General features: G+C 44.9%; 7 protein-coding genes. 5 read left to right on the plus strand and 2 right to left on the minus strand.

Annotated elements, in window-relative coordinates:
- The first annotated feature begins 177 nt into the window (after positions 1-177).
- The 3 genes from R8P61_29665 (at position 178) to R8P61_29675 (ending at position 5458) form a co-directional block, all read left to right on the plus strand.
- A complete protein-coding gene (locus tag R8P61_29665; GenBank protein MDW3651282.1) occupies positions 178-2940 on the plus strand; it encodes a DUF1553 domain-containing protein in 2763 nt (920 codons plus the stop codon).
- A gap of 2 nt (positions 2941-2942) precedes the next feature.
- Complete coding sequence (locus R8P61_29670; protein MDW3651283.1) at positions 2943-4439, plus strand: DUF1501 domain-containing protein; 1497 nt, start codon at positions 2943-2945, stop codon at positions 4437-4439.
- A 98-nt stretch (positions 4440-4537) separates the two neighbouring features.
- Positions 4538-5458, plus strand: a complete 921-nt coding sequence (locus R8P61_29675; GenBank protein MDW3651284.1) for a TIM barrel protein — start codon at positions 4538-4540, stop codon at positions 5456-5458.
- 34 nt (positions 5459-5492) lie between these two features.
- Here the strand turns inward: R8P61_29675 and R8P61_29680 are convergent, their stop codons facing one another.
- Positions 5493-7601 (minus strand): adenylate/guanylate cyclase domain-containing protein, encoded by a 2109-nt coding sequence (locus R8P61_29680; GenBank protein MDW3651285.1) that lies wholly within the window; start codon positions 7599-7601, stop codon positions 5493-5495.
- Positions 7602-7830: 229 nt separating this feature from the next.
- Between R8P61_29680 and R8P61_29685 the strand changes: the two genes are divergently transcribed.
- Positions 7831-9777, plus strand: coding sequence for a hypothetical protein (locus R8P61_29685; protein ID MDW3651286.1), 1947 nt, complete (start codon positions 7831-7833; stop codon positions 9775-9777).
- 72 nt (positions 9778-9849) lie between these two features.
- Here R8P61_29685 and R8P61_29690 read toward each other — a convergent pair whose 3' ends face one another.
- Entirely contained in the window at positions 9850-10605 is a 756-nt protein-coding gene (locus tag R8P61_29690) for a class I SAM-dependent methyltransferase (protein MDW3651287.1), read from the minus strand.
- A gap of 124 nt (positions 10606-10729) precedes the next feature.
- On the opposite strand from R8P61_29690, the gene R8P61_29695 reads away from it, so the two are divergent.
- On the plus strand, positions 10730-12949 hold the full coding sequence (locus R8P61_29695; GenBank protein MDW3651288.1) for a carbohydrate binding family 9 domain-containing protein: 2220 nt from the start codon (positions 10730-10732) through the stop codon (positions 12947-12949).
- Positions 12950-12957 lie beyond the last annotated feature (8 nt).

The raw sequence follows: 12957 nt of genomic DNA on the forward strand, positions 1-12957 counted from the left end.
GGGGGTTGTTTCTTAGATAGTATCTCAGTAAAAAATAATTCATTTTTTATGATTTAAGAAATTTGGCAACAGAATTCCGTGATTTTGTGTTTGTCTCAGTGACTTCCTGGAGGATTTTATCCTTTCCTTTCTCCCCTGATTCATTTTTTTTAATTTATGAATCCAAAAATTACTACTATGCCGGCCCTCAAACTTTCCGGATTTACTAGCTACCTGATTGGAACATCTGTCCTAATCCTTGGCATAGGCCTTTCTGCATGCAATTCCGGCCCCAAAATAGATTACAGCACCCAGGTAAAACCCATCCTGAACAAGAATTGCATCCACTGCCATGGCGGAGTAAAACAAAACGGAGGCTTTAGTCTATTGAACCGGGAATTGGCTATGGCTCCAACGGAATCCGAGCATCCAGCCATCATCCCTTTTGATGCGGATAATAGTGAGTTGATCAAACGACTTACTCATTCCAATCCCGAAAAACGCATGCCTTTTGAGAAGGATGCTTTGGCAGAAAATGAGGTAGAGATTTTGAGGCAATGGATAGAGGAAGGGGCAGAATGGGGTACACATTGGGCCTATGTTCCGCTAAAGGAGGTAGAGGTGCCGAAGGAAACCTTACGAGCTGATATAAATGGAAGTGAAAATTGGGGGGCTAATAGCATCGATGCCTTCATTGCTCAAAAAATGGAGGAAAAGGGACTGAGTCCTAATCCGGAAGCGCAGAAAGAAGTGCTGCTAAGGCGACTGAGTTTTGACCTGACGGGATTGCCAGCTTCGGATGAATTGAGGGAAGCTTTTCTACGAGAAGAAGATCCCATTTCCTACGAGGTAGTAATTGATAGTCTTCTGGCTTCACAAAGCTATGGAGAAAGATGGGCCGCGATGTGGATGGACCTGGCACGCTATGCAGATAGCAAAGGCTTTGAACGTGATTTTTCCCGTACGATTTGGGAGTACCGCGATTATGTCATTCGGTCTTTCAATCAGGACCTGCCCTATGACCAATTCATTATCGAACAAATGGCAGGCGATCTTCTTCCTACTCCCACAGATGCTCAATACATCGCCACAGGCTTTCACCGAAATACCACCACCAATGACGAAGGGGGAACCAATAATGAAGAATTCCGCACCTATGCCATCATCAATCGGGTGAACACGACCTGGGAAGCCCTCATGGGAACTACCTTCAGTTGCACCCAATGCCACGGCCATCCCTACGATCCTATTCCCCATGAGGAGTACTATGAATTCATGGCTTTTCTCAATAATACCCGCGACAATGATACCCATCCTGACTATCCCTGGTTGCGCATGTTTTCAGAAGTAGAAAAGGGAGAATTGGCTTCCCTCAAGAAATGGGTGGGAGCACAAAGTTCGGAGGAGAAAGCAAGTAAGATAGAAGGCTTCCTCAAAACCTGGCAGCCGGTTAGCTATTCTTTGGAAACAGACTCCATGGTCAATGCGGCTTTGTACGACACCAAATATTTGGGCTTTCGATACAAAGGCATGGCTCGTTTTAGACATCTTGACCTAAGTGGAAAGGATGCTTTCTTGATGCGGGTTCTCAGGAATGGAGATGGGGGCAAAATTCGGATTCATATCGATGCTCCCGCTGGAAAGAAAATTTTGGATGCCAAACTGGATAAGTCAAAAGCCATTGCTGATTTCTACCAATTTCCCATTGAAAAAACGACTGGAACACATGACCTATATATCTTCTATGACAATCCTCGTATGGCAAGCAATCCTGATGCGATGGGCTTCCAATTTGATTGGTTCACATTTGTAGAGGATTTGCCGGGTAAAGGGACGGCTTCCTATGCTGAAAATGAAAAGCGCTTTTGGGAACTTATGCAAAGCAAGGCGGATCATAGCCTGATCATGCGAGAGAATCCGGAAGATCGCAGGCGTAAAACCCATGTTTTTGATCGAGGCAATTGGCTGGTAGCTGAACAGGAAGTTCAGCCCGATGTGCCCGGTATTTTGCCTGACTTCCCAGCCGATGCTCCGCGAAATCGTCTGGGACTGGCTCAATGGATCGTCAGTACGGAAAATCCCCTGACTGCCCGAACCATAGTCAATCGACTTTGGGAACAAATTTTTGGACAAGGATTGGCAGAAACGCTTGAAGATCTGGGTAGCCAGGGCATTCCTCCCAGCCATCCGGAACTTCTCGATTATCTGGCCTGGAACTTTATGCATACCCACAATTGGAGCATAAAAGGACTATTAAAAGAAATCCTGCTCTCAGATACCTATCGACAATCCAGTGTGGTGGATGCCCAAAAACGGGACGCTGACCCTTACAATAAATACTATGCCCGAGGAGCTCGTGTCAGACTTTCTGCTGAGCAAATCAGAGATCAGGCTCTGGCCGTAAGTGATTTGTTGAGTGAAAAAATGTACGGCCCGCCCGTCATGCCATATCAACCGGAGGGAGTGTGGGCCGCACCCTATAATTCTCAAGCCTGGAAGATAAGTGAAGGAGAGGATCGTTTCCGTAGAGCGCTTTATACCTTTGTCAAAAGAGGATCCCCCTATCCGGCCATGGAGACTTTCGATGTAGCCAATCGGGAAGTTTGCAGTTCGAGAAGGATTCGGACGAATACGCCTTTGCAAGCCCTGCTAACCCTCAATGATCCGGTTTATGTGGAAGCTGCACAAAACTTTGCAAAATGGATAGAGAAACAAGGCAATTCATCACTGGAAGAAAAGATAAGCATAGCTTATATGCGAGCGGTAGGAAGAGCCATACCAGCAGATAAATTGAAAGTCTTTGGGGATTTATATGAGGCTTCAAAAGAAAATTATGAGCAGGATGAAGAGGAAGCAAAAGAGCTCTTGGGCGAATGGGAAAATGAGGAAGTAGCCCATGCTGCTGCTATGGTCATGCTGGCCAATGCCATGTTTAACCTTGACGAATTTCTTACCAAATAGCCATGAGCAAGAAAAATCATCAATTACCCAAGGAAGCCCTTCATAGAAAGTTGGAGCTGGAAAGCCGGAGGGTGTTCCTCAAGAAAAGCGGTTGGGGACTCGGAGCCCTGGCTTTTTCGGCTATGTTTGGAGGATGTGGATTAAAGATGGAGGAAAATATCCCCACAGCCTTCGATCCGGGCAATCCTTTGGCCTCAAAATTTCCTCCTTTCAATTCCCGGGCGAAATCAGTCATATACATTCATATGGCGGGAGCTCCTTCCCAGTTGGAGCTTTTTGATTACAAGCCTACGCTCGCCAAACTGCATGGACAAGCTTGCCCCGAATCTTTATTGGCCGGCAAGCAGTTTGCTTTTATTCGTGGTGTGCCGAGCATGCTAGGCCCTCAGGCGAAATTCAAGCAAAGAGGAGAATCCGGAGCCTGGATTTCGGAACGTATGCCTTTTTTAGCAGAAATGGCCGATGACATCAGTTTTTTGAAAGCTGTCCATACCGACCAATTCAATCACGCACCCGCACAATTGCTCATGCATACAGGAAGTGCACAAATCGGGCGACCGAGTATAGGTAGCTGGGTTACTTATGGACTGGGTACAGATAATCAGGATTTGCCGGGATTTGTGGTTCTGACTTCCGGGGGAAATAATCCGGATGCCGGTAAGCAAATTTGGGGCAGTGGATTCCTGCCATCTGTCTACCAGGGCGTTCAATGCCGAAGTAAAGGCGAACCCGTCCTTTACCTCAATGATCCTAAAGGCGTAAATAGAGACATTCGAAAAGCTTCTATCGATGCCATCAATGAGGTCAATAAAATGACCCATGAAGAATTTGGTGATCCAGAAACCCTTTCCCGTATTTCTCAATACGAACTGGCCTTTCGTATGCAAACGGCAGTTCCGGGTGTGATGGATATCAATACAGAACCAGATTATATCCATGAAATGTATGGAACGGAACCCGGCAAAGTTTCCTTCGCCAATAATGCATTGCTCGCCCGCAAACTGGTCGAAAATGGGGTTCGTTTTATTCAGCTTTTTGATTGGGGTTGGGATACACATGGAACGGGTCCGGGTGGAGCCTTAAACATTGGCTTTGTTGATAAATGCAATCAAACGGACAGACCTGTAGCTGCCCTCCTGAAAGACCTCAAGCAGAGAGGTTTGTTGGAAGAAACCCTGGTCGTCTGGGGCGGAGAATTTGGGCGTACCCCCATGCAGGAAAACCGAAATGGAGTAGGGCAGAAGTGGGCCGGACGCGATCATCATCCAGATGCCTTTACCATGTGGATGGCCGGTGGTGGCATCAAAGGCGGCATCAGCCATGGCGAAACCGACGAACTCGGCTATAGCGGCATCGCAGGTCAGCAATCGGTTTACGATATCCAAGCAACCATCCTCCATCAATTGGGATTTGATCACGAAAAGTTCACCTATGATTTTCAAGGTAGACCCTTTCGTTTGACCGATGTTGAGGGGGAGGTGATAAGAGAGATAATTTAACGACGTATTAGCGTTATAGGGTGTTAGAGTATTAGTGTGGGAATTTATCCTCACATAAACGCTAATACCCAAACACCCTAACACACAAACACTGCATTATGAGCAACACCCGCAGAAACTTCCTCAAATCTTCCCTCGGCGCAGGAGCATCATTTGCTCTGGGCGCAAGCTCCCTTTTCGAAGAAAACAAAGCTCCCTTTCCCATATCCCGGGACTTTACACTCAAAATCTACGCGACAAACTGGGGCTTTGAAGGCGATACTATGGCCTTTTGTAAAAAAGCCAAGGAGTCTGGTTACGATGGGGTAGAAGTTTGGGCTCCGCGGGGAGAGAAAAAAGTGAAGGATTTTATGGAAGCGGTTGAAAAGCATGGCTTGTCCTACGGTTTCCTTGCAGGGAATTGGGGCAAGACCTATGAGGAAAATCTCAAGGCCTTTCAGGATTATGTGGACTATGCGCTTGAGATGAAACCGGATTTTCTCAATTGTCATTCAGGCAAAGACTATTTTAGTTTTGAGCAGAACCAGGCTTTCATTGAGCATACCACTAAGCGCCATAAGGAAAGCGGTATTCCTATCAGTCATGAGACTCATCGAGGGCGTATTCTTTTTAATGCTCCTTTGGCCCGGAAATTTATCAAAGCCATGCCGGAACTGCGATTGACCCTGGATATCTCTCATTGGACGGTGGTGCATGAGTCATTACTGGAGGATCAGCAGGAAGCAGTTGATTTGGCCTTGGAACGAACAGACCATGTACATTCGCGTGTAGGTTTTCAGGAGGGGCCGCAAGTTCCGGAACCTCGAGCACCGGAATATAAATCAGCCCTGGATGCGCATTTTGCCTGGTGGGACAAAGTCGTGGAACATAAATCCAAAGCAGGTGAAACCCTGACCATGACTACCGAATTTGGCCCTCCCGGATATATGTGGGCCTTGCCTTATACGAAACAGCCTTTGGCAAATTTATGGGAGGTCAATGCGCACATGAAGGATTTGTGGCGGGAGAGGTATGGGTAGTGCGAAACCATATGAAAACTGATTCTTTTGAGAATCAATTAGAAACCTCCAAATACGGAATCCCCCAATCCTGTCCATCAAAGGAGGGGAGATGCATATTCAGTTGGTGAAGGTATTTTTGGAAGCGAGGATTCCCTCGTAAATCATGCCAGAAAGGATCAAATCTGATATACCTTAAGGAAGCAAAATCCTGAGATTGAATGGCTTCTTCCAAATGTTCGAATACTTTATCCGTTTCGCCCAAACTCTTGTAGATGATTGCAAATGCATAGGGAGAGGCCGACCAGCTGGCATCATGTTGAAATTCTAACAGCTTTTTTCTAGCACTGACAGAATCTACTTTTGCCAAAAACTGGAGGTAATGCATATAGTATTGTGTTGACTTTATGGATTTGATAATAGGAAGAAGAGGCTCATATTTTTTTAACGCATGTTCATAGTCTCCCATGCGGAAACTTATAAGTGCAGAACACCAAATAGCCAAAGGGTCTCTTGGAAACAATGATTCAAGTTCGATCAGAATTTTTTGAGAGGAGAGGGTATCTTCTGAATAAAAATAGTACAGACCAAGTTGAATATGTGCCATTGCATTTAGGGGATCAAGATCGAGATTCTTTTGGCAATACATTAGTGCTGAATCTGTAGAAGAACCCTGGAACAAAGAATTGAAGAATAGTCGATAGTATAGAGAGCTCGAAGATGGATTAAGTTCTAATGCCTTCCGTAATAATTTTTCTGCTTTTTGGTAATCATTATCGAAGTCATGATAAACAAAGGTCATCGCTTCAAAAGCTTGATCAAGGGTGCTATCTAGTTCCAATGCTTTTTCAGCAAGCTTCCGAACCTCGGCTGCAAGCTCATGGTCTAAAACTCTGGCAACAGGTTGGTATAACCTGAATTTTGCCATACTCAATTGAGCATATGCTGCTGCAAAAGTTGAATCGAGAAGTATTGCATTTTCAAATTGTTCAATTGCTTGTGGGAAATAGGCCAAATTGGAATAGTGAAGTCCTCTTAGGTATAGGTCATGAGCTTCTTTATCATCCGTAGGCGGTTTGACAAGCTGAAGATTCTCAGAGAAGTTAAATCTTAACTCTAATTGTCCGACAATTGCCTGGGCAATTTCATCTTGAATAAGGAATATATCTTCCAATCGCTTATCGAAACGATCTGACCAAATCTGGGATTCGTTTTCAATATCTATTAGCCTGACATGTATGCGTAAACGATTCCCGCTTTTTTGGACACTCCCTTCCAGGACATTTTTTACCCCCAATTTCTCTCCGACTTCTGTTAAATCTACTTCATCACCTCTAAATTGGAATGAGGAAGTTCTGGCGGATACTTTAAGACCTTTAAGTTGGGTCAAGGCATTAAGTACTTCTTCTGCCATACCATCGCTGAAATATACTTGAGAAGAATCTTCGCTGAGATTTCGAAAAGGGAGTACAGCAATAGATTTTTGTTTTGGGTTAATTTCATCCTCACTCGTATTGCTTGTGGAATTGAAGGCATGAGGCCCAAAATTCCAGCTTAAGATTCCCAAAAAGGCAATAACTGTTGCAATGATCCAGCTTTGCTTCAATAAAGAGAACTTTTTGTGCTTTAATTTCCCCTTCATTTCTCCTCTTCTGGGCACCACAAAGCCTTCATTACTTAAAGCAAAAACCTCCAGGGCTTCTTGTACATTTTTGAATTCGAACCTTCCCAGGGACTGTGTCAGAAATCCCGTTTTATTTTTCAACTGATTCTGAATAGATTTCGACATTAAAACCGCACCGGGTACACCTAGTGATTCTATTCTCGATGCAACATTGACCCCATCTCCAAATATATTTCCTGCCTTATATACGACATCTCCTAAATGAATCCCTATGCGGACGGGAACAAAAGGCTCTGCTTGAAATGCAGATTGCATAGCCATAGCACATGTTACCGCACTGGCAGCGCTTTCAAAGGTTAGTAGGGCTCCATCCCCAAAGTATTGGACAACCTGCCCTTTAGCTTGTACGGTTTCTGCTTCTAAAACCAATTTAAACCGGTTCATCACATTGAGGGCAGTTTCTTCATTCTGCTGCATCATGGCTGTATAGCCTTCGATATCGGCAAAAAGAATGACTGCTAATTTGTGATCGGCGGACATGGGGCATTAGTGAAATCGGGTTAACTCTAAGATAGGCATTTTATTCAGGATTGAAACTTGTTACATTTCTGCTACGGCCTAGTATGCTCATTCATTCTTAAAGGGTTCTGCACCTCTTGAGGCGCCTATTCCATCACAATGTTAGTGCAATCCTTTTACCCTTTGTCAGCTTTTCCTTAAATTCTATTACCTAACATTCGCCTTCCCTCAAATCCTAAGAAACACTCCAATGAAAAGATTACATCTTGCGATCTATCTATTGTCCCTATCCTGTTTTTCAGCCTTGAGCCAGAATCATCCCCTTGATCCGCTTAGCTGGCAGGAATACTGGACCGTCCTGGAAGTTCTCCGAGCTGAGGGACACTTGACCGATGGCACCGGCTTTTCCATGATTAATTTACGAGAACCCGATAAGCAAGCGGTTTGGAAATGGAAAGCAGGCGAGCCTTTCGAAAGAGGGGCCTATGCTACTGTACACGAAGGCAAGACCGCTTATCATGCTGAAATCAACCTGAAAGAAAAGAAACTGGATATCTGGCGGGAATTGGAAGATGCTCAGCCTACCTGGCTGGGACAAGAGTTTGGAAGCATGGTGGATACCATCAAAAAGCATCCCGAAGTAATTGCCGCCATGAAAAAAAGAGGCTACGATGATTTACAATTCATTGATCTTTTTGTATCACCTCCCGGATATTACGGTACGGAAGAGCAGAAAGGCCGGCGCATAGGGCATGCGGGATTTATTGATGTGCAAGGTGTCCGAAACAGCTGGAGTAGAGGAATTGAAGGTCTGGTTGTAGTAGTTGATCTTCGCGAGCAAAAGATCTTGCGCGTAGTAGATGAAGGAGTCGTGCCTCTACCTGAAGAAAATATAGATTATGACCCGGCTTCTATCGGAAAAACCCGTGAAGTTCCCGGACCCATTCATATCTCCCAACCGATGGGAAAAGGATTCAGCCTCGACGGACACATAGTCGAATGGCAAAAGTGGCGATTTCACATCAAAGCGGACCATCGTGTGGGCATGATCATTTCTACGGTAACTTATGGCGAAGGGGAAGATCGTCGCCCCATTCTCTATAAAGGGAATTTGTCAGAAATATTTGTGCCCTATATGGATCCCGCTTTTGACTGGTACCACCGCAATTTCCTGGATGCTGGAGAATATACCCAGGGAGGACTCTGCAAGCCTTTACTCAAAGGCCTGGATGCACCGGATTATGCACACTATATGAATGCACTGGTTTGTGGGGATGACGGTAGACCTGTCCCGGTTCCGCAGATCATTGCCATTTTTGAACGCGAAAGCGGCGATCCCAGTTGGAGACATTATTCTTTTGACATGGAACCGGAAAGTCGTAAGAAACGCGATCTGGTCGTTCGCTCTGCAGCCGTTCTAGGTAATTATGACTATGTATTCGACTGGATTTTTCAACAGGATGGTTCCATACGGGTTCAATTGGGAGCAACAGGTATTGCAGAAGCCAAGCCTGCGATTCAGAAAGACGCCAATGATCCCAATAGAAAAGACGATGATCTCTACGGGCGCTTTGTCGATCCTCATATCGTAGCGGTAAATCACGACCATTATTTCAGCTACCGCATCGATCTGGATGTGGATGGAAGCACCAATAATCTGGTTATGGATCGCCTACGCCAGCGGATGCTCCCAGAAGAACATCCTCGTCGAAGTGTATGGGTACGAGATCCTATGTTTCCCAAGCGAGAAGGGGATGTCAAAGTGAATATTGATCTTCACAAACCTGCCCTTTGGCGGGTGTTAAGTACCAGTCGGAAAAATCACGTGGGCTATCCTACCAGCTATCAACTGATGCCGGGAAAAACCACCAATACCTTGCTGAGTGCGGATGATTTTCCTCGTCGTAGAGCGGGCTTTATCAATCACCACCTTTGGGCAACTCCTTATGATGTCTCAGAGCAATTTGCAGCCGGAGATTATCCGACCCTTTCCCTTCCGGATCAGGGCTTACCCAGTTGGGTAAAAGCCAATCGGTCTATTGAAAATACGGATATCGTACTTTGGTATACTATGGCAATGCACCATATGGTACGGGCGGAAGATTGGCCAGTCATGCCGGTGCTTTGGCACTCATTCGAAATAAGGCCCTTCGATTTTTTCAATGGAAATCCGGCTATGGATTTACCGAGAAATTAATCCTGGAGTATTAGAATCAAGCTAAAAATTCTAAGGAAACTTCTTGCATGTTTATGCCATGCGAGAAGTTTTCTATTTCCCAAAAATCATCAAATGCTGTCGCGGCAACATATCTTTATTTTCAAGTAAGCTTAATCCCACCACTTTCATCTCCTTTACTGCCTGAGCTTCCGTCATTTTATGTCTGGGCTTAATGGGAACTTCAGGATCTTCTCCTCGATATTCGACCAAGGCCAGTTTTCCGTCTGGCTTCAGGGCTTTTACGATACTCTCCATCATTTCTTTGGGGAATGAGAATTCATGATACACATCAACGATCAATACCCAGTCTACAGAATTGGCAGCCAACTTGGAGTCCTTTTCCCCGCCTAATACATACTCCACATTTTCAATTCCATTTTTCTCTTGTTTTGCCCGCATGATCTGAATCATTTCCGGCTGAATGTCCTGAGCGATTACTTTCCCTTCAGAAACCATAAGCGCCATCTGAAAAGCGAAGTATCCCGAGCCTGCTCCAATATCCGCCACTACATCTGTGGGCTTTAATCCCAAAGCCTTGATCATCACACTTCCTTTTTCTTCTGCTTCTCGTTCCGGTCTTTCCAGCCAGGGAGCACCCAGATGCCCCATGACCTGAGAGATTTCTCGCCCCTGGTAGTATTTACCGGTTCCGTCATAACTGGCGGGACCTCGGGTGTACCATTTGGTTTTTGTTGCTTTAGTTGCACTGTCTTCTGAAGCGGGAGCTTGCTGGCTGACCTGAGAGGATTGATTGCAGGCAAAGAATCCTGCGAGAAGAAGGATATAAAGAGGAGCTTTCATATTCATATAAAGCAAGATTTATCCATGATTGTTTCCCGGATTCGATCAGGAATTTCAAAATAAAGATATGCTGTGGCAAATCGTCTGCAAGCCAATTGTCGAGATTGAAAAAAATATCCTATTTGTTAGTATGCATCTCTTGTCTCTCAGGAATCTTTTCCTGCTCCTTTTATTTTCCTTTTTAACTGCTCAAATAAGTTTGGGACAAAGCCTTTCGCCCAAAAATATCCAGGCTTACAAGATTCAGGAAAGTGAGGCTTTGTTTTTGGATGGCCGATTGGAAGAAGATTTTTGGAAGCAAATAGAACCTGCCTTTGACTTCCTTATGCAAGTTCCGGTCGAAGGAGGTGCACCTTCTGAAAGATCAGAAGTACGGATCGCTTATGACAAAAACAACCTCTATATAGCTATCTATTTTTTTGATTCGGAGCCGGATCAGATTAAAGCTTTTCAGAAGAAAAGGGACGCCTCTTTGAGTACAGACGACCGCTTTATGTGGATTCTGGATACCTTTTCAGATGGTCGAAATGCCTATTACTTTGCGATAAATCCGGCAGGAGCGATGCAGGATGGTTTGCTTACGATCGGGCAAGGGAGTAGCCTGAATCTGAACTGGGATGGGATTTGGAGGGCCTGGACCCAAAAAAGGGCGGATGGCTGGTCAGCCGAAATCCGAATTCCCTTTCGGACCCTCAACTTTGATCCCAATGCAGATCGCTGGGGCATCAATTTTCAACGTACGATTAGGCGAAAAAATGAAGAGATTTTGTGGAGCGGGCATTTGAGAAGCCAGGGACTAAACCGACCGCAAAATGCAGGCACTTTATCTGGCCTTTCAGAGATTTCTCAAGGCATTGGTTTGGAATTTGTTCCCTATGCTGCTGGAAGAAGAAACCAGACCATTAGACAAGGGGAACTCCAAACAGAATATTCAAGTGATTTGGGCTTTGACGTCAATTACAATTTGACTCCTCAGCTAAAAGCCTCGATTACCTACAATACAGACTTTGCAGAAACAGAAGTAGATAATCGTCAGATAAACCTCACGCGATTTCCCCTGGTTTTTCCAGAGAAGAGAGATTTTTTTCTTGAAGGCTCCAGTACTTATTCCTTTGCCGCAGCAAGTGGTGTTAGGCCATATTTCAGTAGGACCATCGGTTTATCTGGAGGGCAAACGATTCCAATTATTGGGGGAGTGCGACTGCTGGGTAATGTGGGAAAGAATAATATTGCGGTTCAACATGTGAGGGTCGGAATAAAAGAGCAACTATTCCATGAAGACTTTAGCGTGGCCCGGATTCGAAGGAATATAGGGAAAGAAAGTCGTATAGGATTGGTGTATACACGCAGAACAACCGAAGATGGTCTTGCGAATCAAATCCCATATACAGTTCGGCAAACCATAGGAGCAGACATGGAATTGAATACCTCAACTTTCATGGGGGATAAAAACCTTCAGTTCCAGGGCTTTTTCGTCTACCACAATCCCAAGACAATTGCAGATACCAATAGCCAATTTTTTGACCGAACTTCTCGAGGATTCCGAATCAATTTTCCCAATCGACCCTGGTTCGCTCATGCTTCCTATCGGGAATTCGGGACAGCTTTTGAACCTGCATTGGGTTTTCATCCAAGAGTGGGGTTTCGCCGCTTCCAGCCTTCAGTTGGTTTTAATCCTCTTATAGAAAAAAGTGAGCTCATCAGAGACATCAGCTATGGACTCCGCTTCGAACATTTGATGGATATGAATTGGCAACTCCTAACGCAGGAGATTCGCTTCGAATTTTTTGATTTGACTTTCGAAACGGCAGATCGCATATCTTTTAGCCTGAGTCGGGAATTTGAACGCCTTACTTCCGATTTTGATATCCTTCGAAATCAATCGATCATTATACCTTTGGATGATTATGTAAACTGGGTAGTTAATCTAGAATTGCAGAGTGCTTCCTATAGACGACTTTCTGCCAGGATTGATCTGGATGCCGGAGAATTTTGGTCAGGGACAAGAAGGCAGGCAGCTTTGGCAATCACAGGAAGGCCTACGCCAGGAATCAATGTTACGGCCACTTACATTCTGACGGATGTTTCTTTGGAACAGGGAGATTTCCAAACCAGCTTGTTTCGTTTGAATAGTAGCTTTGATTTTACTCCCTTCATCTCCTTTGCATCCTTCATACAATGGGACAACCTGAGCAAAAGACTAGGCATGAACAATCGTTTTCAATGGATACTTTCTCCTGGCAATGAGTTTTTCATCGTCTATACCCATAATTGGCAAGAACTGCTCGAGCGATATACAACAGAAAATAGCACAGCAACTATGAAACTGGTATTAACGCACAGGTTTTAAGGAAAAAG

This window comes from Bacteroidia bacterium (genome assembly GCA_033391075.1).
GTDB lineage: Bacteria > Bacteroidota > Bacteroidia > J057 > J057 > JAWPMV01.